Genomic DNA, 25,598 nt, shown 5'->3' with positions numbered 1-25,598 from the left:
ACTCTGACGTATGACGTGCGCTGCCGCACGCCCGTATCAATTCATTAATGCACGGGCTCATCGCCGCGCAGATAGATAACCCAATAGGTCAAACCGACTAACAATCCGCCACCAATGATGTTGCCGATGGTCACTGGAATCAGGTTGTTAACTATAAAGTCACCAACGCTGAGAGACGGGAACTGTGCGGCGCTGGAACCGGCCATCTGCCAGAATTCAGGACTGGCGAAATCACGAATAACAATGGCCATTGGAATCAGGAACATGTTGGCAATACTGTGCTCGAAGCCGCTGGCAACAAACATGCCGACGGGCAAGATCATCGCGAACATTTTGTCGAACAAACTGCGGCCGGAATAACTCATCCACACTGCAAGGCAAACCATCAAGTTAGCGAGCGTGCCCAGGCTTACGGCCTCAATAAAGGTGTGATGCATTTTATGGTCTGCGGTCTGAAGCACGTTTAGACCCCATGCACCGTTCGCGACCATGTGTTCACCCGCTAACCAAATCAATGCCACGAAGAACAGGGCACCAAACAGGTTACCGATATAAACATTCAGCCAGTGGCGACCGAGTTGCAGCCAGGTGATGCGCCCGCTGGCTTTCGCCACCACAATCAGTACGGTGGAGGTAAAGAGGTCAGCACCACATACCACCACTAACATCAAGCCAAGTGAGAAGCAGATGCCGCCAATCAGCTTGGCTATGCCGTAAGGCATCGCGCCACTGCCAGTTGTGGCAGTGATATAGAAGACGAAAGCGATAGAGATAAATACGCCAGCGGTGATGGCAAGGAAGAAGGTGGTTAAAGGGTGTTTAGTGGCTTTATAAACACCGGCATCTTCTGCAACTTTAGCCATTGCCGCCGGTAGTAATGCATTAAAAGGGTTGTCAGCTTTCACACTAACGCTCTCCAAAATTTGTCTGTAATGATACTAACAAAGGAGTATAGGTCAGGAATTGATGTGGATCATAAATGCCAGGGCTGGCGGGGATAAGCGAGGCGGGTAACGATGCTTTTTGTATTTAATTATATGATTTTTATGAAATAAATTTTTTTTAAAATATACACTAATATTTTAATGACGTAGCCTGGTCGCGAGTAAACAGTTAATTACGTTTAGCGATTGAAGACGAATTGTTAAATATAAAGGTTAAGTGTGACAGCTGTATTTTAGTCATAAAAAAGGCACTGAAATGATTCAGTGCCAATTAATACTTCACTGCAAAACTGGCGTTATTTTTTTGACCAGTATTGGCGCTTGGCCGCCTGCAATTTTTCGTAAGCCGCTAACAGAGCCTGGTGAGCAGGGAAGGCTTTGAGGTCGAGATCGACCGCTTGCAGACCATAGAATGGCGCTTCACCGCTGATAGCAGCGGATGCGGCATCAACTGCCGTTTGGCCATACATGCGCACGAATGCACGATGATACTGCACTGGATCGCGCTCTTCTTCCATCGCCAGCAGTAACAGCGTCTGCAGGCAGCGATAATAGTTGGCGCGCTCTTCACTGAAGATCGACTGGTTAAACTCCATGGTCCATTCAGTCCAGATCAGTGCCTGATCTAAATCACCACCTGCCAGCGCCAGCATCGCTTTCAATTCACCGATACGCAGGGTATACCAGCCGTTATCTTTGCCCGATGCCAGACCCAGCAGTTCACGCACGCGCGTGAAGTCGTCATGGCCTTCTTCGTCCAGTTGCTCGATGAGGTTCAGATAGGCTTCGGGTTCCCATTCGCTGGCTGGCAGCGCCAACAAGGTTTCACGCAGTGGCGCGCCCATGCTGTTATTGGCCAACAGCAGATCTTCCGCCGGATAGATATCGGACATGCCCGGCACGATAATGCGGCAAGCGTAAACACCCAGATGCTCGTAGTCAGCAATATACACTTCTTGATCTTCAGCACGGAAGATCGCCATCAAGGTGTCGAACTCTTCGTGCGTGCTGCCAGAGAAACTCCAGTCAACAAACGGGTAATCTGCATCGTCTTTGAACATATCCCAGGAGATCAGGCCGCTGGAATCGATGAAGTGCGTTTCGAGGTTAGCATGTTCAGCCACTTCTTCGTCATCAAAGGTCGGCGGGGTGAACACATCCAGATCTTTCAGGCCACGGCCCTGAAGCAGTTCAGTGACGGTACGCTCCAGCGCCACGCCAAAGTCAGGGTGTGCACCGAAGGAAGCGAAGCACGTGCCGTTTGCCGGGTTGAACAGTACTACGCAGATGACCGGATATTTCCCACCAAGGGAAGCATCGTAAGAGAAGATAGGGAAGCCTTCTGCTTCCAGACGGTCAATCGCCTCGATCACACCGGGATAGCGCTGCATCACTTCAGCCGGGATTTCCGGCAGGCTGATGGACTCGGCGATAATACGATTTTTAATATGGCGCTCAAAGACTTCAGAAAGTCCCTGTACACGCGCTTCATTGGCGGTGTTGCCGGCGGACATACCGTTAGAAACATACAGGTTACCGATGATGTTCATCGGAATGTAGACCGTTTGCTGATCGGACTGACGGGTAAACGGCAGGCCGCAGATACCGCGGTCAGCATTGCCCGACTGCAAATCAATCAGGTCTGAGGCGCTCAGGCTATCTTCTGGATCGTAAAATTTCTGCAGGCGCGCATCCAGAATACCAGCCGGGAGGCTGTCATCTTCAGTCAGTGGGAACCACTTCTCGTTGGGATAGTGAACAAATTCACCTTTCGCGATGGATTCACCCAGCCAGAAGTCAGCGAAGAAATAGTTGGTTGAGAGACGCTCAAAATACTCGCCTAACGCAGATGCCAGCGCGGCTTTCTTACTGGCACCTTTACCGTTGGTAAAGCACAGTGGGCAGTCACGATCGCGGATGTGCACAGACCAAACATGTGGAACCGGGTTAAGCCAGGAGGCTTCTTCAATATTGAAGCCTAAATCTTGCAGCTTCTGCTGGAAGCGGGCAATGGAGTCTTCCAGTGCGGCGTCTTTTCCTGGAATAAACGTTTGCGTCATGTTGGCGCTCTCTCAAGTCGATGGGGTGGGCGTAAAGCGCGCAATGATACGGGTTTTGCGCCTGCTTCGCTATTCAGTGTTCCAAATTTATCGCGGTATTGTTGCGGCTTTTTATTCACCTGGCTGCATTCTGATTTTACTTCATGAAACCACCTCACAAAATTCCGTGGCTGATTGCATTTATGACATAAGCTGCGGCGATGCCTGCTCTGTAAATGTGATCTCCGCCGGATTAATGATTGCAGCCATTCGGAGGCAATGATAAAACCGATACGGTATTCATAACCGTTCGATATGACAGTGGTGAGGGGAAATGACGCAGGTTTATAATTTTAGCTCCGGCCCAGCGATGCTGCCGGTAGAAGTGCTCCGTCGTGCAGAACAAGAACTGACAAACTGGCACGGATTAGGCACCTCGGTGATGGAGATCAGTCACCGTAGTAAAGAGTTCATTGCGGTTGCTGAAGCAGCAGAACAGGATTTTCGCGATCTGCTGAAGATCCCATCCAACTACAAAGTTTTGTTCTGTCATGGTGGCGCGCGTGCACAGTTCGCGGCTATCCCGGGCAACTTGCTGGGTGAAGCCAAAACCGCCGACTACATTGATGGCGGCTACTGGGCTCACAGCGCCATCAAAGAAGCGGAAAAATATTGTTCCCCAAACACCATTGATGTCAAAACCACGTTGGAAGGTAAACGTGCTTTGTTACCGATGCGTGAATGGCAGTTGAACGATGATGCTGCTTATGTGCATTTCTGCCCGAATGAAACCATCGACGGTATTGCTATTGATGAAGAACCGGATTTTGGTGACAAAGTTGTTGTTGCCGACCTCTCTTCAACCATCATGTCTCGTCCTATTGATGTCAGCCGTTATGGTGTGATCTACGCGGGCGCGCAGAAAAATATCGGACCGGCAGGCTTAACGCTGGTGGTGGTGCGTGAAGACCTGCTGGGTAAAGCGCAACGTTATGTGCCTTCTATTCTTGATTACAAGGTGCTGGCAGAAAACGAATCCATGTTCAACACCCCGCCAACCTTCGCTTGGTATCTTTCTGGTTTGGTCTTTAAATGGCTGAAAGAGAAGGGCGGTGTGGCTGAAATGGATAAGGTTAATCAGGCGAAAGCTGACCTTCTCTATGGCGTGATCGACAGCAGCAGCTTCTATCGTAACGATGTTGCTTCCGGTAACCGTTCACGCATGAACGTGCCATTCCAGTTGGCCGACGCCGCTCTGGACAAAGTATTCCTCGAGGAGTCACTGCAGGCAGGTTTGCATGCCTTGAAGGGCCACCGTGTGGTTGGCGGCATGCGTGCATCGATCTACAATGCGATGCCGCTGGAAGGGGTTAAAGCCCTGACTGAGTTCATGATCGACTTCGAACGTCGCCACGGTTAATTACTTACTTTATGCCAGCCTGGCTGGCATCTGGCCCCGTGATTGGACGGGGTCTCGTCTTTTCTGGAGATTTGGTTTCACATGCAGGACTCCCTGACTCTACAACCGATTGCCCGCGTTGACGGCACGGTAAACTTACCGGGTTCAAAAAGCGTCTCTAACCGCGCGTTGCTGTTGGCTGCGCTGGCAAACGGCACAACTCGCCTGACGAACTTGCTGGATAGCGATGACGTCAAACACATGCTGAATGCGCTCAAAGCGCTGGGCGTCAGTTATACGCTCTCTGCCGATCGCACCGTGTGTGAAGTGGTGGGTAATGCAGGGCCACTGCACGCTGACCAGCCACTGGAGCTGTTCCTGGGGAATGCGGGTACGGCAATGCGTCCGCTGGCGGCGGCACTGTGCTTAGGCCAACAGTCGATCGTACTGACTGGTGAACCGCGCATGAAAGAGCGCCCAATTGGTCATCTGGTTGATGCGTTGCGTCAGGGCGGCGCGAACATTGATTATCTGGAGCAGACGGATTATCCCCCGTTACGCCTGAACGGCGGCTTCGTGGGTGGTGAAGTCAGCGTGGATGGCAGTGTTTCCAGCCAGTTCCTGACCGCATTGCTGATGACCGCGCCTTTGGCTGCGAAAGATACTGTTATCACCATCAAAGGTGATTTGGTTTCCAAGCCTTATATCGATATCACTCTGCACCTGATGCGTTGCTTTGGTGTGGACGTTGATAACCAAAATTATCAACGCTTTGTGGTGAAGGGCCAGCAACAATATCAGTCACCGGGTGATTATCTGGTGGAAGGTGATGCGTCTTCGGCTTCTTACTTCCTTGCTGCTGCAGCAATTAAAGGCGGAACCGTGCGTGTAACGGGTATCGGCCGCAATAGCGTGCAAGGCGATATTCGTTTTGCGGATGTGCTGGAAAAAATGGGTGCGGTGATCGAGTGGGGTGATGATTACATTGCCTGTACGCGTGGCACGCTGACCGCCATCGATATGGACATGAACCATATTCCTGATGCGGCGATGACCATTGCCACCACGGCGTTGTTTGCCAAAGGCACAACCTTAATGCGCAACATCTATAACTGGCGCGTTAAAGAAACCGATCGTCTGGCCGCGATGGCGACAGAATTGCGCAAAGTCGGTGCTGAAGTGGAAGAGGGCCACGATTTTATCCGTGTCACGCCTCCTGCCCAGTTGCAACATGCGGATATCGGTACCTACAACGATCACCGTATGGCCATGTGCTTTGCGCTGGTTGCGCTGTCCGACACGCCAGTAACCATCCTTGATCCTGGTTGCACGGCGAAAACCTTCCCGGACTACTTCCAACAGTTAGCGAAAATCAGCCACGCCTCATAATCTTCCTACCCGGTACGCTTGTGCCGGGTTTCTTCGCTCTCTTCTGGTCTTGATGAGCGGAAATTCTTCCGAATCTGACTAAAATTCTAGCGCTGTGTTCGCGAAAGGGTACTAACCTGACGCGGGCAGCGTATAATGCCGCGCAATCCAGACAGCCAAGAAGGCTGATAATAAGCACGCAGCAACAGGAGAGAACAATGACGGCAATCGCCCCGATCATTACCATTGATGGGCCAAGTGGCGCAGGTAAAGGGACTTTGTGTAAAGCGATGGCGGAGTCATTGCAGTGGCACTTGCTGGACTCTGGTGCCATTTATCGCGTATTGGCTTTGGCTGCACTTCATCATCAGGTAGATATTGAATCAGAAGAAGCGTTAGTTCCGATGGCGGCTCACCTGGATGTGCGTTTCCTTTCTGTGGAAGGTGAAATGCAGGTCATTCTTGAAGGTGAAGACGTGACGGGTGAAATTCGCACGCAAGAAGTCAGCAACACGGCTTCGCGCGTGGCAGCTTTCCCACGTGTGCGTGAAGCACTGTTGCGTCGCCAGCGTGCATTCCGTGAAGAACCAGGCCTGATTGCGGATGGTCGAGATATGGGCACCGTGGTTTTCCCCGATGCACCGGTAAAAATCTTCCTGGATGCCAGTTCGGAAGAGCGTGCGCATCGTCGTATGCTACAGTTGCAGGAGAAGGGCTTTAATGTTAACTTTGATCGCCTTTTATCCGAGATAAAGGAACGCGACGACCGCGATCGTAATCGCGCTATCGCACCTTTAGTGCCTGCCGCTGATGCTCTGGTGCTGGATTCAACCAGTATGTCCATTGAGCAAGTGATTGAAAAGGCACTCGATTATGCCCGAAGTAAGCTGGGCATGTAATCGCTAAGGCAACCGAATTGCTGTAACCCTGTACCAAGGACCCGGTGCTGGGCATGTGAAACAACCCCATCCGACAATGACGTCAGGTGGACGTTAAATTGAAGAATCCTAAGATTATCAATATGACTGAATCTTTTGCTCAACTATTTGAAGAATCACTGAAAGAAATCGAAACCCGTCCGGGTTCCATCGTTCGTGGCGTTGTTGTCTCTATCGACAAAGACGTAGTCCTGGTTGATGCGGGTCTGAAATCTGAATCTGCAATTCCTGCAGAGCAGTTCAAGAACGCAGCCGGCGAACTGGAAATCCAGGTAGGCGACGAAGTTGACGTTGCGCTGGACGCAGTAGAAGACGGCTTCGGTGAAACCCTGCTGTCCCGTGAGAAAGCTAAACGTCACGAAGCTTGGATCACGCTGGAAAAAGCTTACGAAGAAGCTGAAACTGTTACCGGTGTTATCAACGGCAAAGTTAAAGGTGGCTTCACAGTTGAGCTGAACGGTATTCGTGCGTTCCTGCCAGGTTCACTGGTTGACGTTCGTCCGGTTCGCGATACTCTGCACCTGGAAGGCAAAGAGCTTGAATTCAAAGTGATCAAGCTTGATCAGAAACGTAACAACGTGGTTGTTTCTCGCCGCGCAGTTATCGAATCTGAAAACAGCGCTGAACGTGATCAGCTGCTGGAAAACCTGCAGGAAGGCATGGAAGTTAAAGGTATCGTTAAGAACCTCACTGACTACGGCGCATTCGTGGATCTGGGTGGCGTTGACGGCCTGCTGCACATCACCGATATGGCTTGGAAACGCGTTAAGCATCCGAGCGAAATCGTCAACGTGGGCGACGAAATCACTGTTAAAGTGCTGAAGTTCGACCGCGAGCGTACTCGTGTATCTCTGGGCCTGAAACAGCTGGGCGAAGATCCATGGGTTGCTATCGCTAAGCGTTACCCAGAAGGCACCCGCCTGACTGGTCGTGTAACCAACCTGACTGATTACGGCTGCTTCGTAGAAATCGAAGAAGGCGTTGAAGGTCTGGTACACGTTTCTGAAATGGACTGGACCAACAAGAACATTCACCCATCTAAAGTTGTTAACGTGGGCGATGTTGTTGAAGTTATGGTTCTGGACATCGACGAAGAACGTCGTCGTATCTCCCTGGGTCTGAAGCAGTGCAAAAACAACCCATGGCAGCAGTTCGCTGAGACCCACAACAAAGGCGATCGCGTTGAAGGTAAAATCAAGTCAATCACTGACTTCGGTATCTTCATCGGCCTGGACGGTGGTATCGACGGTCTGGTTCACCTGTCAGACATCTCCTGGAACGCGACTGGCGAAGAAGCCGTTCGTGAGTACAAAAAAGGCGACGAAATCGCTGCTGTTGTACTGCAGGTTGATGCAGAGCGCGAGCGCATCTCTCTGGGCGTGAAGCAGTTGGCTGAAGATCCATTCAACAACTACATCACCCTGAACAAGAAAGGCGCTATCGTTAACGGTAAAGTGACTGCAGTAGACGCTAAAGGTGCTACAGTAGAATTGGCTGATGGCGTTGAAGGTTACCTGCGCGCTTCAGAAGCTTCACTGGACCGTATCGAAGACGCAACTCTGGTTCTGAGTGTTGGTGACGACGTTGAAGCTAAATTCACCGGCGTTGACCGTAAGAACCGCGTTGTAAGCCTGTCTGTTCGTGCTAAAGACCAGGCTGATGAGAAAGAAGCAATCAACACTGTTAACACCAAACAGGAAGAAAGCAACTTCTCTAGCGCTATGGCTGAAGCGTTCAAAGCGGCTAAAGGCGAGTAATCGACCCGAGGCACCGGACGATGCAAATCGTCCGGTTTCGGTAAAAGCTGTCATACCTTTCCCATTAAGGATTAACCGGAGGTTACATGACCAAGTCAGAACTGATTGAAAGACTTGCTGGCCAGCACTCTCATATCCCGGCGAAAGTCGTTGAGGATGCAGTCAAAGAGATGCTCGAGCACATGGCCACAACGTTGGCACAGGGCGAGCGCATTGAAATCCGGGGATTCGGCAGCTTTTCTTTGCACTACCGCGCACCGCGCACTGGTCGTAACCCGAAAACGGGTGACAAAGTGGATCTGGAAGGTAAATACGTTCCCCACTTCAAGCCGGGCAAAGAATTGCGTGACCGTGCAAACATATACGGCTAAGCCGTGACCGAACGACAAAAACGACACCTCAGGGTGTCGTTTTTTTTTGCCTACAGCCAGACACTGTGCACTTGATTCCAACATCAAGTTGGCCTGCTGCAAACCCTATCGATTCCGTTGAATCCCTGCCTAAAACGCAAAATAATCACCACGCTATTCTCTCTAACCGCGCGCAAACTTATCGCTCTTTAAGGGAGATAGTGCATGCGTATGACAGGGATACTGCTGGCCCGGGCCATGATTCTGGCCACCTTAGCGTTGGTTTTTTTGCCGCAAATTCCGACAAGCGCAGCGATCGCCTCCCTGGCTGCGGCAGGCGTCGTTGCTGGATTGATGCCACTTACAGCGTTGCGTGTAACCGGCATGGGCTTACTACTGTTGTCATGGGCGCTGCTGGAAGCCCGGCAGATAATCGATTCGATAGAGGATTTGACGCCAGCCCCCGTCGATGTGACGCTGCGCATTACCGAAGTACGTGAAACAAAGCAGCAACTCAGTGCGCAGATTATCCGCGTTGGCGAAAAATATCAGTTTCCCCCGCTGTTTGTCACCCTCAGTACAGCGTCCAACGAATCACCATTTTGTGCCGGACAACGCTGGCAAATGAAACTGCGTCTGCGTGCGGTACATGGTCGATTAAATGAAGGCGGGTTTGATGCCCAACGCTTTGCACTCGCCAATCACACGCCACTGCAGGGACGTATTATCGAACAGCAGGCACAATCACTGAACTGCAGTTGGCGAGCACAGTTGGTCAACTTTCACTTACCGCGAATAGAAACGCTGCAGCAACCGGCGATATTACAAGCGTTAGCCTTTGGCGATCGCGACAGCATGACGTCTGCACAACGTCAGTTATTGCGGGAAACGGGAACCGCACATCTGATGGCAATATCGGGGATGCATATCGCACTAGCCGCCAGCGTGGGCTGGGCAATCGCTCGGGCACTGCAATTTTTCCTTCCAGCTCGATTCATTGGATATGTATTGCCCCTGGTGGGCAGCCTGGTGACGGCTGCTGTTTACTGCTGGATCTCTGGCAGCCACGCTCCAGCGCAGCGCGCGATGGTTGCCCTGACGATCTGGATACTGAGTCGGCTTGCAGGCTGGCAACTCAGTGGCTGGCAGGTTTGGACGCTGTGCATCGGCAGCCTGCTCTGGCTGGATCCACTCACCATCTTGTCAGAGAGTTTCTGGCTCTCTTCACTCGCTGTGGCGATGTTGATAGCCTGGTTTCAGTGGTATCCGCTGCCTGCGAGATTCAGCAAGGGCTGGCGATGGTTGCCGCTGCGCCTGTTGCACTTGCAGTTGGGCATGATGATCTTAATGGCACCGCTGCAAATCTATCTGTTCCAGGGCATCAGCCTCAGTGCTTTGGTTGCCAACCTTATTGCTGTGCCCGTGGTGTCATTAATTACCGTGCCATTGATTTTACTGGCACTGTTGCTACCGGTGCCGCCTGTTTCTGCCGTTTTGTGGTGGCTGGCCGACGGGTCTGTCAGTCTGGTGATGAAGGGATTGGCGCTACTCCCGGCAGGATGGTGGCCGCTGAATGAAGCAATACCCGCCGTCGCGGTGCTGTGGGTAGGGTTGATATTGTGGCGTAGCGGCTTACTGTATCGTGCGCTGACGCCATGCTGTGGTTTGGCGTTAGCTATCGTCATTTGGCGCAGCCAGACGGAGCAAGATGACTGGCAGGTGGACATGATAGATGTCGGACATGGCCTCGCCATCGCCATTACTCAGGGCAAAGACGTTGTGATGTATGACGCGGGACCACGCTGGCAACAGGATGATGCTGGCGCCCGCGTTATTTTGCCTTGGCTACACTATCAGGGGCGCAAACTACAAGCGGTGATCATTAGCCATAAACACCTGGACCATCGGGGTGGATTGCACTCATTGCGCGACGCCAATCCAGACCTTGTTATCCGTAGCGCGTTAGCAGAAGCAGGGCATTTGCCTTGTCAGCGCGGGGAACAGTGGCTGTGGGGGAAACTGACCTTCACCGCACTCTGGCCTCCGGCAGGTAATACTCAGGGGCAAAATAATGATTCCTGTGTGGTGCGGGTAGATGACGGCAAAGTCAGTCTGCTGCTCACGGGGGATATTGAGCTGGAAGCAGAAAAAAAATTAGTGGCACTGGAGAAAGAACGGCTGGCCAGCACCTTGATACAGGTTCCTCATCACGGCAGCCGGACTTCTTCTGGACCATTACTGTTACGTAGTGTTGCAGGAAAAGCGGCAATCGCCTCTGTCGCTCGCTATAACGCGTGGCGCATGCCGGCACAATCTGTGGTCTCTCGCTATCGCGAACAGGGCTACATCTGGCATGACACCGCACAATCGGGACAGATCCACATCGGTATTCGGCAAGGAGACTGGCAGATTAAGGGGTTAAGAGAGCAAATAATGCCCCGCTGGTATCATCAGTGGTTTGGCGTCAAACGTGAATCCAGGTAGAATGAGCGGCTATTTCAAACAGCGTGAATAAATAATGCATCAAGACAAAGATCTCTCAACGTGGCAGACATTCCGCCGACTCTGGCCGATGATTGCACCGCACAAAGCTGGACTGTTCGTGTCTGCGGTGGCGCTGATTCTCAATGCGGCTGGCGATACCTTAATGTTGTCGCTGTTGAAACCTTTACTGGATGATGGCTTCGGGAAAGCCGATAAGTCCGTGATGCTGTGGATGCCGCTTGCGGTGATTGGTCTGATGCTGATTCGTGGCGTCACCAGTTATATCTCCAGCTATTGTATTTCCTGGGTATCCGGCAACGTGGTAATGAACATGCGCCGCCGTTTGTTTGGTCACATGATGGGCATGCCCGTGGCATTCTTTGACCAGCAATCCACCGGTACGCTGTTATCGCGCATTACCTATGATTCGGAACAGGTTGCGTCATCTTCTTCCAGTGCTTTGGTGACGGTGGTACGCGAAGGGGCCTCGATCATTGGCCTGTTTATCATGATGTTCTATTACAGCTGGCAGCTGTCATTGATCCTGATTGTGTTGGCACCGATTGTCTCCTTTGCCATTCGCACCGTGTCCAAACGCTTCCGCAACATCAGTAAGAACATGCAGAACACCATGGGCCAGGTCACCACCAGCGCCGAACAGATGCTGAAAGGGCACAAAGAAGTGCTGATCTTTGGTGGTCAGGATGTCGAGGCAGAACGTTTTTCTCAGGTCAGTAATAAAATGCGTCAGCAGGGTATGAAGCTGGTATCGGCTTCTTCCATCTCCGATCCGGTGATTCAGCTGATTGCTTCTCTGGCCCTTGCCTTTGTACTGTATGCTGCCAGCTTCCCAAGCGTAATGGAAACCCTGACTGCCGGTACCATTACCGTGGTGTTCTCATCAATGATTGCGCTGATGCGTCCATTGAAGTCACTCACCAACGTTAACGCCCAGTTCCAACGTGGGATGGCGGCTTGCCAGACGCTGTTCTCGATTCTGGATAGTGAGCAGGAAATTGATAACGGCAAGCGTGAAATTGGCCGTGCCAAAGGTGATGTTGAATTCCGCAACGTCACCTTCACCTACCCAGGCCGTGAAGTGCCTGCACTGCGTGATATCAACCTGTCGCTGCCAGAAGGTAAAACCGTGGCACTGGTGGGGCGTTCGGGTTCGGGTAAATCGACCATGGCTAGCCTGCTGACGCGTTTTTACGACATCGATTCAGGTGAAATTCTGCTGGATGGTCACGATCTGCGTGAGTATACGCTGCGTTCGCTGCGTAATCAGGTGGCGCTGGTTTCCCAGAATGTCCACTTGTTCAACGACACCATTGCCAACAACATTGCCTATGCGCGCAACGGTGAATACACGCGTGAGCAGATCGAGCAGGCTGCCACCATGGCGCATGCCATGGACTTCATCAAGAAAATGGATAACGGCCTCGATACCGTCATTGGTGAGAACGGAGTTCTGCTGTCTGGCGGCCAGCGTCAGCGAATCGCCATCGCGCGCGCCTTGCTTCGTGATTGCCCGATTCTGATTCTCGACGAAGCCACTTCCGCGCTGGATACCGAATCTGAGCGCGCCATACAGGCCGCGCTGGATGAACTACAGAAAAACCGCACTTCGCTGGTGATTGCCCACCGCTTGTCGACCATCGAAAAGGCCGACGAAATTGTGGTGGTGGAAGATGGTCGGATTGTTGAACGTGGTACCCATGAAGTCTTGCTGGCTGAGAAGGGCGCTTATGCGCAACTTCACAAACTGCAGTTTGGCCAATGATTGAACGCATCTGGAGCGGGCGCTCGCCGTTGTGGCTACTGTTGTGGCCACTCAGCTTGCTGTATGGGGCCATCAGTGTACTGATTCGCCTTAGCTATCAGCGCGGCTGGCGTAAAAGCTGGCGTGCGCCTTGCCCGGTGATTGTAGTCGGCAACCTCACGGCTGGCGGCAATGGCAAAACGCCCGTGGTGATCTGGTTGGTACAGGCGCTGCAGCAGCGTGGTCTGCGTGCGGGTGTTGTGTCGCGCGGTTACGGTGGGAAAGCAGATCGTTACCCACTGCGGGTCACGGCGGATACCCCTACAGCGTTAGCGGGTGATGAGCCGGTGCTGATTGCGCAGCGTACAAAGGCGCCAGTGGCGGTTGCCCCTGAACGCCGTCTGGCTGTGGAAGCGCTGCTGGCCGATCACGCACTGGATGTGATTATTACTGACGATGGGCTGCAGCATTACGCCTTGCAGCGCGATCGTGAAATTGTGGTCGTGGATGGTGCACGACGTTTTGGCAATGGCTGGTGGTTACCTGCGGGTCCCATGCGTGAACGTGCTTCACGCCTGCAGGATGTGAATGCGGTTATCGTCAATGGCGGTGAGGCGCAAGCGGGAGAAATCTCGATGACGCTGCAGCCGGGCTTAGCGGTGAATCTGCTCACTGGTGATACTGCCAGTCTGGATCAGTTACCGGCGATCGTGGCGATGGCCGGTATCGGTCACCCCCCGCGCTTCTTTAATACCCTGAAGCAGCAGGGCGTCAGTCCGGTTGCTGAGGTCGCTTTTGCTGACCATCATGCCTACAGCGAAGATGAACTGGTCCGCTTAACGCAGGCCGGGCAATGTTTGCTGATGACGGAAAAAGATGCCGTGAAGTGCCGTGGCTTTGCTCAAAAGCATTGGTGGTATCTGCCGGTTGATGCGCATCTGTCGGGCGCAACACTTGATGCGCTACTCGATGATGTAACGCAACTCTGCACTACTGCGCGCGAAACCCGCTCGCGCGCATAACCGTCACAGGGAACCGAGTATGACTACCGTTAATTCCCTCTCGCTGCAAACCGCTCGTCATCTCCATCTGGCTGCCCAGGGACTGTTACGTCCGCTGGGCCGCCGCGCGCGCTTTGCGGATATTCACGCCAGCGTGCGCCAAATGTCTTTGCTGCAAATTGACACCATCAACGTGGTTGCGCGCAGCCCTTATCTGGTGTTATTTAGCCGTCTTGGCGCTTACCCAACAAACTGGCTGGAAGAGACGTTAGCTGCCGGGGAACTGTTTGAGTACTGGGCACATGAAGCCTGTTTTATCCCGTTTGAGGATTATCCGCTGCTGCGCCATCGTATGCTGGAGCCACAACGGCTTGGCTGGAAATACAGTGAGCAGTGGGTGGAAGCGCATCAGCAGGAGATTACCGACTTACTGGCACATATCAGTGAAAACGGCCCAGTTCGCGCCGCGGATTTCGCTAACGATAAGCAGACGAAACCCGGCTGGTGGGCATGGAAGCCCCATAAGCGTCATCTGGAGAATCTCTTCAGCGCCGGTGAATTGATGGTGGTAGAGCGGCGCAACTTCCAACGTGTTTACGATCTGCGCAGCCGCGTGATGCCGGAATGGAATGATGAACAGCATGCGCTTAGCGAAGCGGAAGCGGTGCTGGCGATGTTGAATCATAGCGCACGCAGCTTGGGTATTTTCCGCACGAACTGGCTGGCGGACTATTACCGGCTCAAACGCGCCCCTATCAAAACCTGGCTGGAAAAGGCAGAGGCACGGGGTGACATTGTCCGGGTCGAAGTGGAGCAACTGGGTGAAATGTGGTTGCACACAGGTCTGTTGCCGCTGTTGGAAAAAATGCCGACAGCTACGCACACTGCGTTGCTCTCTCCCTTTGATCCCGTGGTGTGGGACCGACGCCGTGCGCTTGAACTGTTTAATTTCGACTATCGTATCGAGTGTTACACCCCGGCCGAGAAACGCAAATATGGCTATTTTGTCCTGCCTGTCTTGCATCGTGGCGCTTTAAAAGCGCGTATTGATGCCAAAATGGATCGCCAGTCCCAGCAACTGGTAATTCGTGCCTTCTGGCTCGAACCCGGTGCGCGGGTGAGCAACGCGTTTCTTGAGGATGTGCAAAAAGCGATTAATCGTTTTGCACAATGGCAGGGTGCGAGCCAGGTGATACTGGAAAATGCGCCCCCCGCGTTGCTGGCTGCCTGGTCCCATCAGTGGGATATCAACCGCTGACAACACACGAATATTGCCGCGCCCAGCGCACTGTGGCCGGGTGCGCTATGGTATGCTTAGTGCCTGACGAATCGGTGCTAAAGGAGAAAATGATGGATCACCGTTTACTTGAGATTGTTGCTTGTCCGGTTTGTAACGGAAAACTGTATTTCAACAAAGAGCAGCAGGAGCTGATCTGCAAACCTGACGGACTGGCCTTCCCGGTGCGTGACGGCATTCCCGTGTTACTGGAAGTGGAAGCCCGTACCCTGTCAGTTGAAGAGATCCATCCATGAGTTTCGTCGCGATCATCCCAGCGCGTTACGCATCGACGCGCCTGCCAGGCAAACCGCTGGTGGATATTCACGGCAAACCGATGGTGGTGCACGTGATGGAGCGTGCGCGCGAATCGGGAGCGGATCGGGTAATTGTCGCCACTGACCACCCAGAAGTGGCTGCAGCGGTGACGGCAGCGGGTGGTGAAGTCTGTATGACGCGCCCCGATCACCAATCTGGCACCGAACGTCTGGCCGAAGTGATCGAAAAATACCAGTTTGCCGATGACACTATCATCGTCAACGTGCAGGGTGATGAGCCGATGATCCCGGCTGAAATCGTCCGTCAGGTCGCGAATAATCTGGCGCAAGCCGATGCAGGAATGGCGACTCTGGCGGTGCCGATCACCGATGCTGAGGAAGCGTTCAATCCCAATGCCGTTAAAGTGGTGATGGATGCCAAAGGCTACGCGCTCTATTTTTCACGCGCCACCATTCCCTGGGATCGTGAGCGTTACGCGAAATCGCGTGAGCAAATTGGTGACACATTACTACGACACATCGGTATCTATGCCTATCGTGCCGGATTTGTCCGTCGCTATATCGCCTGGGAGCCGTGTTCGCTGGAACACATTGAGCTGCTCGAGCAGTTGCGCGTATTGTGGTATGGCGAGAAGATTCACGTCGCGGTGGCGCAAACCGTGCCAAGCGTTGGCGTGGATACACCGGAAGACCTGGCGCGCGTACGTGCGGCCATGCAAGGTTAATCTCCTATCGGCCAGCCACGTGTGCTGGCCACAAAGTTTGATCTGGCGCTAAGTATTACGCCACCATGGCCTCCAGGATAGTAAAGTCTTTTGACCGCGGAGGATAACGCATGGAACAGCTCCGTTCAGAACTGGCGCTGGTACTGGGTGAAGGTATCAGCCGCCTCGAAACCATCAGCGAACAGGCGCAATCGCGTCTGTATGCACTCTATGACAACAGCGGTAAGCCTATGCCGCTGGTGGCGAAGTATTTCCGTCATCAGGGTCGCGCTGCGCTAGAAGCCAAAAAACTTACAATGCTGGGCCATGATGGCCTGGTGCCGGTGCCTGCGGTCTTTGGCTTAGTGCTGAGCCAGCAGCAACCGGTGCATGAAATGCTGTTGATGGCTCGTTTCAATGGTGTATCGGCTGAGGCACCGGCCCGTACCTCACTCCGTTGGGAGCAACTGTGCGAACAGATCGTTGAGGGTGTGCTGGGCTGGCATCGAATCGACAGCCACGGTTTAGTGGGCCGTGTCGATAGTGTGCAGGAGAACAGCTGGCCTGCGTGGTATCGCCAGCGTGTTGAAGTGTTGTGGTCGACGCTCGGCTACCTCTCACCGCCCTCATTTACGTTAGAAGATCGGCAGATTTTGTTCCGCAGTCGCCAGCAATTAACTCAATTGTTTGCCGATTTCGATGACCCCTGCGTGCTGATGCATGGCAATCTGCGCCTGGCCAGTATGTTGAAGGATGCGCACAGCGACCAACTGGTGGCGATGATGCAACCCGGCAATATTCTGTGGGCTCCACGCGAATATGAGCTGATGCGGCTGGCTGATAGCGGTGCCGAAGCCTCATTGCTGCAACACTATCTGCAGCGTGCACCGGTGGCCGAAGGCTTTGTCTGGCGGCGCTGGCTATACCAGCTGTGGGATTGTGTGGATACCTTAGTCAGCAGCGGACAGTTTGACCGTCCGCGCTTCGACAATGCCCGTGAACAGTTACTGCCCTGGCTCGGCTGAGTTAAGGTCATCACCACGCAGCCGCTGCCAGATTTGCCCTAATGTTTCATAAATGGCGCGCTCACTGTGACTTAACCATAGCGGCGAAGGCAGAATACGATCCCACGCACTGATAGGTGAGGTAATCGCGAGCTGGTTCGCGGGGGCGGCAATCGGATTCATGCCTGCGCTCTGGAAAAAGTGCATCGCACGGGGCAGATGGTTAGCAGAAGAGACCAACAGGAAAGGGTGTTGTCCAATGGTTTGCTTCACTGCCTGCGCTTCTTCACCGGTGTCGTGAGGTTGATCCAGTGTAATGATCGCCTCAGGCGGCACGCCCAGACTTTCCGCCACTTCCGCCGCCACGCTGGCGTTGCTGCGACGGTTAAACCCCGCTGCTGCGCCGGTGAAGATCATTTTGGCCTGCGGATAGCGCCGCCACTGGCGAACACCTTCCGCCACTCGCGGCAGGCTGTTGTTAATCAAATTGGAGCTGGGAGCCCAATTCGGATTGAAGGTATAGCCACCGCCGAGCACCACGATATAATCCACCGGTTCCGTGCCGTTCCAGGTCGCATAGTGACGTTCCAGCGGCAGCAGTAAGCGGTCGGCGATGGGTTGCAGGCTCAGCAACAAGAGCATTAGCCAACTGGCGGAGATAAGGATTTTGCCGCTTTTTTGCCAACGGCTAAACCAGAGCAGCAAAAGTCCCGCCGCCATCAGTGACAGCAGCAGTGGCAAAGGCAATAACATCGCGCCAATCCATTTTTTTAATGCAAAAAACATTGAAAATTGCTCCTTTTGTCCGAAAAAACAGCAGCCAGACAGTTACGGTGGCGTGAAAGGTTCATTCTTGTCGAGCCTGTGACAAAATAGCATAAGTTGAATGCAGCAGATCGGAGCCATCATCATGCAGGATCGTAACTTTGACGATCTGGCGGACAAATTCTCGCAGAACATTTATGGCACGCGCAAAGGGCAGGTGCGCCAGGCGATCCTGTGGGACGAGCTTGATGCCTTGTTACCCACTTTGCCAGATGGCCCGCTTGCCGTGCTGGATGCCGGCGGCGGCGTAGGACAAATTTCAAGTGGTCTGGCGGCGCGTGGCCATCAGGTATTGCTGTGCGATCTCTCTGCTGAGATGCTGAAACTGGCGGAAGCCCATGCCCACACCGAGGGTGTGAGCCACAACATGCAATTCAAACAAATTAGCGCCCAGCAGGTTGGTGAACATTTGGATAAGCCAGTTGATCTGGTATTGTTTCACGCTGTGTTGGAGTGGGTAGCCGAACCGGAAGCAGTGCTCCGCGCGCTGTGGCAAACGCTGAAGCCCGGCGGAGTGTTGTCATTGATGTTTTACAATGCGCACAGCCTAACGTTCCGCACGCTGCAACTCGGTAATTTCGGCTACCTGCGTGCCAATATGACCAAACGTAAAAAGCGGACACTATCGCCGGATTTCCCGCGCGATCCTGAGGACGTCAATCGCTGGTTGGTCGCGGCAGGTTTTGAGATTGAGCAGCGAGCCGGGATTCGTGTGTTTTGTGATTACATGAAACCCCCACCGCCTGGCGTTGTGAAGAGCATAGAAGACATTATTGAAATGGAACGGCGCTACTGTCGTCAGGAGCCCTTTTTAAGCTTAGGGCGCTATATCCACGTGACCGCGCGCAAACCCAGGTAGAAGGATCAACTATGAGCGAATTTTCCCAGACGGTCCCCGAATTGGTGGCATGGGCGCGCAAGAATGACTTTTCACTTGCGTTGCCGGTAGAACGTCTGGCCTTTTTGCTGGCCATTGCCACCTTAAACGGTGAGCGCATGGACGGTGAAATGAGTGAAGGTGAACTGATCGACGCATTTCGTCACGTCAGTAAAGCGTTCGAACAAACCAACGAAACTGTGCAAGTGCGTGCTAATAACGCCATCAATGACATGGTGCGTCAACGCTTGCTGAACCGCTTTACCAGCGAACTGACGGAAGGGCATGCCATCTATCGCCTGACGCCGCTCGCCATCGGCATTACCGACTACTACATCCGTCAGCGTGAGTTTTCTACGCTGCGTCTGTCGATGCAGTTGTCGATCGTAGCCCAGGAATTGAAGCGCGCCGCCGATGCCGCTGAAGAGGATGGCGACGAATTCCACTGGCATCGTAACGTCTTCGCGCCGCTGAAATACTCCGTGGCGGAGATCTTCGACAGCATCGATATGACGCAACGTTTGATGGATGAGCAGCAGCAAGCGGTGAAAACGGACATCGCCGATCTGCTCAATCAAGACTGGCGTGCGGCAATTTCCAGCTGTGAGCTGTTGCTGTCAGAAACCTCCGGCACGTTGCGTGAATTGCAGGATACGCTGGAAGCTGCGGGCGATAAGTTGCAGGCTAACCTGTTACGCATTCAGGACGCCACGCTGAGCAGCCCGGATCTCGGCTTTGTCGACAAACTGGTGTATGACCTGCAAAGCAAGCTGGACCGCATCATCAGTTGGGGCCAGCAGGCCATCGATTTGTGGATTGGCTACGACCGCCACGTGCATAAGTTTATTCGTACCGCCATCGACATGGATAAGAACCGCGTGTTCGCACAGCGTTTACGCCTGTCGGTGCAGAACTACTTCGATCAACCCTGGGCGCTGACCTACGCCAATGCCGATCGCCTCTACGATATGCGTGATGAAGAGATGACGCTGCGTAATGACGAGGTGATGGGTGAACTGCCGCCTGAGATGGAATACGAAGAGTTTAACGAGATTCGCGAGCAGCTGGCCGCGATGATCGAAGAAGCCTTACAGATTTATAAGCAAGAGCAAAAGCCGCTCAACCTCGCCACCGTGATGCGTGACTATCTGTCGCAGTATCCGCGTGCGCGCCACTTTGATTTGGCGCGCATCGTCATCGATCAAGCGGTGCGACTGGGTGTGGCAGAAGCTGATTTAGCCGGTCTGCCCGCGCAGTGGCAGACCATTAATGATTACGGAGCCAAGGTGCAGGCACATGTCATCGACAAATATTGAACAAGTGATGCCAGTTAAGCTGGCGTTGGCACTGGCAAACCCGATTTTCCCTGCGCTTGACAGTCTGTTGCGTGCGGGACGCCACATCGGCATCGAAGAGCTGGATAATCACGCTTTTTTGATGGATTACCAGGAGTACCTGGAAGAGTTTTATGCGCGCTACAACGTTGAACTGATGCGCGCACCCGAAGGTTTCTTTTATTTGCGTCCGCGCTCAACCACGCTGATTCCGCGCTCGGTACTCTCAGAGCTGGACATGATGGTGGGCAAAATCCTGTGCTACCTCTACCTCAGCCCGGAACGTCTGGCGAATGAAGGAATTTTCACCCAGCAGGAGCTGTATGACGAGCTGCTGTCGCTGGCTGATGAGAGCAAGTTGCTGAAGCTGGTGAATCAGCGTTCAACCGGCTCAGACCTGGACCGCGCCAAACTGCAGGAAAAAATGCGTGCTTCATTGAGCCGCCTGCGCCGTTTGGGCATGGTGTGGTTTATGGGCAACGACAGCAGTAAATTCCGCATTATGGAGTCCGTATTCCGCTTTGGTGCGGATGTGCGCAGCGGTGATGATGCGCGCGAAGCGCAACTGCGCCTGATCCGTGATGGTGAAGCCATGACGCTGGAGACGAAACCCGCAGCCAATGAGAGTGATGACGCAGAAAATGAACAGGACGCTGAAAGCGATGCGAATGATCACGCGGAGGATGAACAGGAATGATTGAACGCGGTAAATTTCGTTCGCTAACGCTGGTCAACTGGAACGGTTTCTTTGCCCGTACTTTTGATCTCGATGCGTTGGTGACCACGCTTTCCGGCGGTAATGGTGCCGGTAAATCCACCACCATGGCCGCGTTTGTCACGGCGCTGATCCCCGATTTAACGCTGCTGCATTTCCGTAACACCACCGAAGCGGGTGCCACCTCTGGCTCACGTGACAAAGGTCTGCACGGTAAACTGCGTGCGGGCGTCTGCTATTCGGTGCTGGATGTCGTCAATTCACGCCATCAGCGTGTGGTGGTGGGCGTACGACTGCAGCAAGTGGCCGGTCGCGATAAGAAAGTCGATATCAAGCCTTTCAGTATTCACGGCTTGCCGACGGACTCTCAGCCGACAGATATGCTGACCGAAATTCTTAACAGCCGTCAGGCGCGTGTGTTACCGCTGGCGGAAGTGAAAGAACGAGTCGAGGCGCAGGAAGGCGTACAGTTCCGTCAGTACAACTCCGTAACTGATTACCACGCGGTGCTGTTTGAGCTGGGCGTGGTGCCGCGTCGTCTGCGCACCGCAGGCGATCGTAGTAAATTCTATCGTTTGATTGAGGCATCGCTGTACGGCGGTATCTCCAGTGCGATCACCCGTTCATTGCGCGATTACCTGCTGCCAGAAAATGGCGGCGTGCGCAAAGCTTTCCAGGATATGGAAGCGGCGCTGCGTGAGAACCGCATGACGCTGGAAGCGATTCGCGTCACGCAATCCGATCGCGACCTGTTTAAACATCTGATTTCTGAATCGACCAGCTACGTTTCTGCGGATTATATGCGTCATGCCAATGAGCGACGTATTCATCTCGACGGTGCGCTGCAACTGCGTAATGAGCTGTTTACCAGCCGCAACCAACTGGCATCGGAGCAGTATCGCCATATCGAGATGGCACGAGAGTTGTCTGAGCATAACGGTGCAGAAAACGATCTGGAAACCGATTATCAAGGTGCCAGCGATCACCTGAATCTGGTGCAGACCGCCATGCGCCAGCAGGAGAAGATTGAGCGTTATGATGCCGATCTCGAAGAGTTGACTTACCGCCTCGAAGAGCAGAATGAGGTGGTGGCAGAAGCGCGTGAAGTGCAGGAAGAGAACGAAGCGCGCGCCGAAGCAGCAGAAATCGAAGTGGATGAGCTGAAAAGCCAGTTAGCCGACTTCCAGCAGGCGCTCGATGTGCAGCAAACCCGCGCGATTCAGTATCAGCAAGCCTTACAGGCGCTGGAAAAAGCGCGTACGCAGTGTCAGTTGCCGGGTCTGACCATCGATAACGCGGCTGAATGGCAAGAAACGTTCCAGGCACGTGAAGAAGAAGCGACTGAGCAACTGCTGCGTCTGGAACAGAAACTCAGCGTGGCCGAAGCGGCCCACAGTCAGTTTGAGCAGGCACTGGCGCTGGTCACCAGCATTGCCGGTGAGGTTAGCCGTCAGGATGCATGGCAAGTCGGACGTGAGTTACTGCGCGATGCGGCCAATCAGCGCCATCACGCGGATCAACTCTCTTCACTGCGTTTGCGCCTCAACGAACTGGAAACGCGTCTGCGTGAACAGCATGACGCCGAGCGTTTGCTGGCTGACTTCTGCAAACGCCAGGGGCAGCAGTACGACGCGGATGCGCTGGAAGGGCTGCAACGTGAATTAGAAGCACAGATTGAGCAGTTGAATGAAAGCGTTGCAGATGCGGGTGAACGCCGCATGCTGATGCGTCAGGAGCTGGAACAACTGCGCGAACGTATCACGGCATTGACCGCCCGTGCGCCGCACTGGTTGGCCGCGCAGGAAATCCTGACTCAGCTCAGTGAGCAGACCGGACAAGCGCTGACCAATAGCCAGCAAATCACCGAATTTATGCAGCAGTTGCTGGAGCGTGAGCGTGAAACCACCGTCGAGCGCGACGACGTGGCGGCCCGCAAGCGTGAGGTAGAGCAGCAAATCGAGCGCCTTAGCCAGCCAGGCGGTGCCGAAGATGCCCGCCTGACCCAGCTTGCGGAGCGTTTTGGCGGTGTGCTGCTGTCGGAAATCTACGATGACGTCACGCTCGACGACGCACCCTATTTCTCGGCGCTGTATGGTCCTTCTCGCCACGCCATCGTGGTGCCGGATCTGTCGTTGGTGCGTGAGTTGTTGGATGGCCTCGACGATTGTCCGGAAGATCTCTATTTAATCGAAGGGGATCCGCAGTCCTTTGATGACAGCGTATTCAGCGTCGATGAGCTGGAAAAAGCAGTCGTGGTGAAGGTGGCAGAGCGCCAGTGGCGCTACTCTCGCTTCCCGAAAGTGCCGTTGTTTGGTCGCGCTGCGCGTGAAAATCAGCTGGAACTGCTGAACAACGAACGCGAGCAGCTGGCGGAGCGTTTTGCCACGCTCTCGTTCGATGTGCAGAAAACCCAGCGTTTGCATCAATCCTTTAGCCGTTTTATCGGCAGTCATCTGGCGGTAGCCTTTGATGAGGATCCTGAAGCGCAAATCCGCCAACTCAATAGCCGTCGTGGCGAGCTGGAACGCGCTTTGGCGCAGCATGAGAATGACAACCAGCAACAGCGTGCGCAGTTCGAGCAGGCCAAAGAAGGTGTCAGCCAGCTGAACCGCCTGTTACCGCGCGTAAACCTGCTGTTGGACGATTCGCTAGGCGATCGCTGCGAAGAGATCCGCGAGCGCGTTGAAGAGGCACAGGAAGCAGCGCGTTTCTTACATCAGCACAGCACTAAACTCAGCAAGCTGGAGCCACTGGTCTCCGTGTTGCAAAGCGATCCTCAGCAGCATGACCAACTGGAACGTGACTATCAGCAGGCGCAACAGCAGCAGCGCGATGCTCGTCAGCAGGCCTTTGCCCTGACGGAAGTGGTGCAGCGCCGCGCGCACTTCAGCTACGAAGATTCAGCGGGCATGCTGAATGGCAACACCGATCTTAACGAGAAACTGCGCCGTCGTCTTGAACAAGCAGAAGCCGAGCGCAGCAGCGCGCGTGAACGCCTGCGTGGCCATCAGGCCCAGCTCACGCAGTATTCGCAAGTATTGGCGTCACTGAAAAGTTCCTACGATGCCAAGCGCGACATGCTGAAAGAGATGCAGCAAGAGATGCAGGACATTGGGGTTCATGCCGATGCCAGCGCCGAAGAGCGTGCACGTATTCGCCGTGATGAGCTGTACACGGCGCTGAGCCATAACCGTGCGCGTCGCAATCAGCTGGAAAAACAGCTGACCTTCTGCGAAGCCGAAATGGACAGCCTGCAGAAAAAACTGCGTAAGCTGGAGCGCGATTACCATGTGATTCGCGAGCAGGTGGTCAGTGCCAAAGCGGGTTGGTGCACGGTACTGCGATTGGTGAAAGAGAATGGCGTTGAGCGCCGTCTGCATCGTCGTGAACTCGCTTATCTGAGCGGTGACGAGCTACGTTCGATGTCAGATAAGGCCTTGGGTGCGCTGCGTCTGGCGGTGGCAGATAACGAGCATTTACGCGATGTATTGCGTATGTCAGAAGATCCCAAACGCCCGGAGCGCAAGGTTCAATTCTTTATCGCGGTGTATCAGCATCTGCGTGAGCGTATCCGCCAGGATATCATTCGCACCGACGATCCGGTTGAAGCCATCGAACAGATGGAAATCGAGCTGAATCGACTGACGGAAGAGTTGACCGCGCGCGAGCAAACACTGGCTATCAGCTCCCGCAGTGCGGCTAACATCATTCGTAAGACTATTCAGCGCGAGCAGAACCGTATTCGTCAGCTGAACCAAGGCCTGCAGGCGGTGAGTTTTGGTCAGGTGCGCAGTGTGCGTCTCAACGTCAATGTCCGCGAAGCGCACTCAACGCTGCTGGATACCTTGTCAGAACAGCATGAAGCGCATCAGGATCTGTTTACCAGTAATCGTCTGACCTTCTCGGAAGCACTGGCAAAATTGTATCAGCGCCTCAACCCACAAATCGATATGGGTCAGCGCACGCCGCAAACCATCGGTGAAGAGCTGCTCGACTACCGCAACTATCTGGAGATGGAAGTGGAGGTTAACCGTGGTTCGGATGGCTGGCTGCGCGCAGAGAGCGGTGCGTTGTCGACCGGTGAAGCGATTGGTACCGGTATGTCGATTCTGGTGATGGTGGTGCAGAGCTGGGAAGAGGAGTCCCGTCGTCTGCGCGGTAAGGATATTTCGCCGTGCCGTCTGCTGTTCCTTGATGAAGCAGCGCGTCTTGATGCCCGTTCGATTGCCACGCTGTTTGAACTCTGTGAACGTCTGGAGATGCAGCTGGTGATTGCTGCGCCAGAGAACATCAGTCCGGAAAAAGGGACCACTTACAAGCTGGTACGTAAAGTGTTCAATAATACGGAACACGTTCATGTGGTCGGTCTGCGTGGCTTCTCTGCGGACCCGGCACCGGTGAAGCGTGAGAACAGCGATATCGATTTGGAAACAGAAAATACCTAGCGCTGAATCTGGTTAAAAAACAGCGTACCGTTTAATCTGTAAACGGCATTTGCACACTGAGGCAGATGCCGTTTTTTATTTGTATACTCAACAATAAG

20 protein-coding genes are annotated in these 25,598 nt (G+C 53.8%); 17 read left to right on the top strand and 3 right to left on the bottom strand.

Annotated features, from left to right (window positions below; genetic code table 11):
• Positions 1–44: 44 nt before the first annotated feature.
• A complete protein-coding gene (focA, locus tag ACPUC8_RS05170; protein ID WP_039332409.1) occupies positions 45–905 on the bottom strand; it encodes a formate transporter FocA in 861 nt (286 codons plus the stop codon).
• Between the two features lie 335 nt (positions 906–1,240).
• A complete protein-coding gene (gene ycaO / locus ACPUC8_RS05165) occupies positions 1,241–3,004 on the bottom strand; it encodes a 30S ribosomal protein S12 methylthiotransferase accessory factor YcaO (RefSeq protein ID WP_039332411.1) in 1,764 nt (587 codons plus the stop codon).
• Between ycaO and ACPUC8_RS05160 the strand changes: the two genes are divergently transcribed.
• From ACPUC8_RS05160 to ACPUC8_RS05100, 13 genes are all read left to right on the top strand, one after another.
• Positions 3,003–3,266: a hypothetical protein gene (locus ACPUC8_RS05160; protein WP_058969304.1), complete on the top strand. Its 264-nt coding sequence runs from the start codon at positions 3,003–3,005 to the stop codon at positions 3,264–3,266. The two genes, ycaO and ACPUC8_RS05160, sit on opposite strands and share 2 nt — an antisense overlap.
• A gap of 51 nt (positions 3,267–3,317) precedes the next feature.
• A complete protein-coding gene (gene serC / locus ACPUC8_RS05155) occupies positions 3,318–4,403 on the top strand; it encodes a 3-phosphoserine/phosphohydroxythreonine transaminase (protein ID WP_039332415.1) in 1,086 nt (361 codons plus the stop codon).
• An 81-nt stretch (positions 4,404–4,484) separates the two neighbouring features.
• Positions 4,485–5,771, top strand: a complete 1,287-nt coding sequence (aroA, locus tag ACPUC8_RS05150; RefSeq protein ID WP_039332417.1) for a 3-phosphoshikimate 1-carboxyvinyltransferase — start codon at positions 4,485–4,487, stop codon at positions 5,769–5,771.
• A gap of 197 nt (positions 5,772–5,968) precedes the next feature.
• A complete protein-coding gene (gene cmk / locus ACPUC8_RS05145; RefSeq protein WP_039332421.1) occupies positions 5,969–6,649 on the top strand; it encodes a (d)CMP kinase in 681 nt (226 codons plus the stop codon).
• Between the two features lie 122 nt (positions 6,650–6,771).
• Positions 6,772–8,445: a 30S ribosomal protein S1 gene (rpsA, locus tag ACPUC8_RS05140; RefSeq protein ID WP_039332423.1), complete on the top strand. Its 1,674-nt coding sequence runs from the start codon at positions 6,772–6,774 to the stop codon at positions 8,443–8,445.
• Positions 8,446–8,531: 86 nt separating this feature from the next.
• Positions 8,532–8,816 carry an integration host factor subunit beta gene (ihfB, locus tag ACPUC8_RS05135; RefSeq protein ID WP_039332425.1) on the top strand — a complete coding sequence of 95 codons (285 nt, stop codon included), beginning with the start codon at positions 8,532–8,534 and terminating at the stop codon, positions 8,814–8,816.
• Between the two features lie 204 nt (positions 8,817–9,020).
• The gene (locus tag ACPUC8_RS05130; RefSeq protein ID WP_039332427.1) at positions 9,021–11,279 is read left to right on the top strand and encodes a DNA internalization-related competence protein ComEC/Rec2; all 2,259 of its coding nucleotides are present in this window, start codon (positions 9,021–9,023) and stop codon (positions 11,277–11,279) included.
• Positions 11,280–11,313: 34 nt separating this feature from the next.
• Positions 11,314–13,062 carry a lipid A ABC transporter ATP-binding protein/permease MsbA gene (msbA, locus tag ACPUC8_RS05125; protein WP_039332429.1) on the top strand — a complete coding sequence of 583 codons (1,749 nt, stop codon included), beginning with the start codon at positions 11,314–11,316 and terminating at the stop codon, positions 13,060–13,062.
• Entirely contained in the window at positions 13,059–14,063 is a 1,005-nt protein-coding gene (lpxK, locus tag ACPUC8_RS05120; RefSeq protein WP_039332431.1) for a tetraacyldisaccharide 4'-kinase, read from the top strand. Before msbA ends, lpxK begins: the two co-directional genes overlap by 4 nt.
• Before the next feature lie 19 nt (positions 14,064–14,082).
• A complete protein-coding gene (locus ACPUC8_RS05115) occupies positions 14,083–15,300 on the top strand; it encodes a winged helix-turn-helix domain-containing protein (protein ID WP_039332433.1) in 1,218 nt (405 codons plus the stop codon).
• A 92-nt stretch (positions 15,301–15,392) separates the two neighbouring features.
• Positions 15,393–15,575, top strand: coding sequence for a Trm112 family protein (locus tag ACPUC8_RS05110; protein ID WP_039332435.1), 183 nt, complete (start codon positions 15,393–15,395; stop codon positions 15,573–15,575).
• The gene (gene kdsB, locus ACPUC8_RS05105) at positions 15,572–16,321 is read left to right on the top strand and encodes a 3-deoxy-manno-octulosonate cytidylyltransferase (RefSeq protein ID WP_039332437.1); all 750 of its coding nucleotides are present in this window, start codon (positions 15,572–15,574) and stop codon (positions 16,319–16,321) included. Before ACPUC8_RS05110 ends, kdsB begins: the two co-directional genes overlap by 4 nt.
• Positions 16,322–16,431: 110 nt before the next feature.
• On the top strand, positions 16,432–17,325 hold the full coding sequence (locus tag ACPUC8_RS05100; protein WP_039332439.1) for a YcbJ family phosphotransferase: 894 nt from the start codon (positions 16,432–16,434) through the stop codon (positions 17,323–17,325).
• Here the strand turns inward: ACPUC8_RS05100 and elyC are convergent.
• The gene (gene elyC / locus ACPUC8_RS05095; protein ID WP_039332441.1) at positions 17,305–18,090 is read right to left on the bottom strand and encodes an envelope biogenesis factor ElyC; all 786 of its coding nucleotides are present in this window, start codon (positions 18,088–18,090) and stop codon (positions 17,305–17,307) included. The genes ACPUC8_RS05100 and elyC overlap by 21 nt on opposite strands.
• A gap of 124 nt (positions 18,091–18,214) precedes the next feature.
• Here elyC and cmoM point away from each other — a divergent pair, with 124 nt between their 5' ends.
• From cmoM to mukB, 4 genes are read left to right on the top strand one after another with little or no spacing between them, the layout of a single operon-like run.
• Complete coding sequence (gene cmoM / locus ACPUC8_RS05090; protein WP_039332454.1) at positions 18,215–18,988, top strand: tRNA uridine 5-oxyacetic acid(34) methyltransferase CmoM; 774 nt, start codon at positions 18,215–18,217, stop codon at positions 18,986–18,988.
• A gap of 11 nt (positions 18,989–18,999) precedes the next feature.
• Positions 19,000–20,322, top strand: coding sequence for a chromosome partition protein MukF (mukF, locus tag ACPUC8_RS05085; protein ID WP_039332444.1), 1,323 nt, complete (start codon positions 19,000–19,002; stop codon positions 20,320–20,322).
• A complete protein-coding gene (gene mukE, locus ACPUC8_RS05080; protein WP_039332446.1) occupies positions 20,303–21,037 on the top strand; it encodes a chromosome partition protein MukE in 735 nt (244 codons plus the stop codon). The genes mukF and mukE overlap by 20 nt, the downstream gene beginning before the upstream one ends.
• On the top strand, positions 21,034–25,500 hold the full coding sequence (gene mukB, locus ACPUC8_RS05075; protein ID WP_059109803.1) for a chromosome partition protein MukB: 4,467 nt from the start codon (positions 21,034–21,036) through the stop codon (positions 25,498–25,500). Before mukE ends, mukB begins: the two co-directional genes overlap by 4 nt.
• Positions 25,501–25,598: the final 98 nt, after the last annotated feature.

The sequence above is a fragment of the Pantoea sp. CFCC18177 genome (assembly GCF_059412425.1).
The sequence above is the reverse complement of the archived record's forward strand: the minus strand, read 5'-3'. Positions and strand labels throughout refer to the sequence as shown.

What these genes read in the sequence shown, in the direction of transcription:
- rpsA (WP_039332423.1), top strand. Translation starts at nt 6,772, where the DNA reads ATGACTGAATCTTTTGCTCAACTATTTGAAGAATCACTGAAAGAAATC.
- ACPUC8_RS05115 (WP_039332433.1), top strand. Translation starts at nt 14,083, where the DNA reads ATGACTACCGTTAATTCCCTCTCGCTGCAAACCGCTCGTCATCTCCAT.
- cmoM (WP_039332454.1), top strand. Translation starts at nt 18,215, where the DNA reads ATGCAGGATCGTAACTTTGACGATCTGGCGGACAAATTCTCGCAGAAC.
- ycaO (WP_039332411.1), bottom strand. Translation starts at nt 3,004, where the DNA reads ATGACGCAAACGTTTATTCCAGGAAAAGACGCCGCACTGGAAGACTCC.
- msbA (WP_039332429.1), top strand. Translation starts at nt 11,314, where the DNA reads ATGCATCAAGACAAAGATCTCTCAACGTGGCAGACATTCCGCCGACTC.
- kdsB (WP_039332437.1), top strand. Translation starts at nt 15,572, where the DNA reads ATGAGTTTCGTCGCGATCATCCCAGCGCGTTACGCATCGACGCGCCTG.
- mukB (WP_059109803.1), top strand. Translation starts at nt 21,034, where the DNA reads ATGATTGAACGCGGTAAATTTCGTTCGCTAACGCTGGTCAACTGGAAC.
- mukE (WP_039332446.1), top strand. Translation starts at nt 20,303, where the DNA reads ATGTCATCGACAAATATTGAACAAGTGATGCCAGTTAAGCTGGCGTTG.
- ACPUC8_RS05160 (WP_058969304.1), top strand. Translation starts at nt 3,003, where the DNA reads ATGTTGGCGCTCTCTCAAGTCGATGGGGTGGGCGTAAAGCGCGCAATG.
- ACPUC8_RS05110 (WP_039332435.1), top strand. Translation starts at nt 15,393, where the DNA reads ATGGATCACCGTTTACTTGAGATTGTTGCTTGTCCGGTTTGTAACGGA.
- ihfB (WP_039332425.1), top strand. Translation starts at nt 8,532, where the DNA reads ATGACCAAGTCAGAACTGATTGAAAGACTTGCTGGCCAGCACTCTCAT.
- serC (WP_039332415.1), top strand. Translation starts at nt 3,318, where the DNA reads ATGACGCAGGTTTATAATTTTAGCTCCGGCCCAGCGATGCTGCCGGTA.
- ACPUC8_RS05100 (WP_039332439.1), top strand. Translation starts at nt 16,432, where the DNA reads ATGGAACAGCTCCGTTCAGAACTGGCGCTGGTACTGGGTGAAGGTATC.
- elyC (WP_039332441.1), bottom strand. Translation starts at nt 18,090, where the DNA reads ATGTTTTTTGCATTAAAAAAATGGATTGGCGCGATGTTATTGCCTTTG.
- ACPUC8_RS05130 (WP_039332427.1), top strand. Translation starts at nt 9,021, where the DNA reads ATGCGTATGACAGGGATACTGCTGGCCCGGGCCATGATTCTGGCCACC.
- aroA (WP_039332417.1), top strand. Translation starts at nt 4,485, where the DNA reads ATGCAGGACTCCCTGACTCTACAACCGATTGCCCGCGTTGACGGCACG.
- mukF (WP_039332444.1), top strand. Translation starts at nt 19,000, where the DNA reads ATGAGCGAATTTTCCCAGACGGTCCCCGAATTGGTGGCATGGGCGCGC.
- lpxK (WP_039332431.1), top strand. Translation starts at nt 13,059, where the DNA reads ATGATTGAACGCATCTGGAGCGGGCGCTCGCCGTTGTGGCTACTGTTG.
- cmk (WP_039332421.1), top strand. Translation starts at nt 5,969, where the DNA reads ATGACGGCAATCGCCCCGATCATTACCATTGATGGGCCAAGTGGCGCA.